The sequence below is a fragment of the Slackia equolifaciens genome (genome assembly GCF_003725995.1).
GTDB lineage: Bacteria > Actinomycetota > Coriobacteriia > Coriobacteriales > Eggerthellaceae > Slackia > Slackia equolifaciens.
The window spans coordinates 1-508 of record NZ_QIBX01000051.1 but is presented as its reverse complement, the minus strand read 5'-3'; the positions used below and the strand labels follow the sequence as shown (position 1 = coordinate 508).

The window sequence follows — 508 nt, the reverse complement described above, 5'->3', positions numbered from 1 at the left end:
ACGAAGACGAGCAGCTCACCAAGAGCATGAAGAATTATTTGGCCGCGGCGGCGAATTTGCGCTCCTCGATTGACGACGGCATGCAGGCGGCGAAGGTCGACGGAGACGTGTCGCAGGCGGGCGGCGATGGGCGAAAGCTGCCCGCGTGGCTTATTGAGGCGAAGGAATTCGGCGACGCGTGGTTGCTTAAAGGCTATCGCGAGGAAGCCGACGGCGTGCTCGACGCGGCGCGCGATTCGGGCATTTTGGCAGCGCTCGACGGCGGGCAAACGCTGTTGCAGTACCAGTTTGAGAAGAGCGTGTATGCCGATGCACAGTTCGCAAGCATGGCCACGTCGGTCGATAAGCTCCCGAACGGCGGCAACAACATCGCCCTCGATGTTTTGACGTATGCGGGCGGCGTATTTGATGAGGTCATGAGCCGCGGCAAATATCGCAAAACGCTCCAGGCGAATATTTCCGCATGCGAGGAACAGGCGAAAACGCGGGAGGCGCATTCGGCGTGAGC

General features: G+C 60.4%; 1 protein-coding gene. It reads left to right on the top strand.

The window, feature by feature from the left end:
- On the top strand, positions 1 to 506 hold a 506-nt coding region (locus DMP06_RS11280; protein ID WP_161957923.1), incomplete at its 5' end, for a hypothetical protein.
- Between the last annotated feature and the right edge of the window lie 2 nt (positions 507 to 508).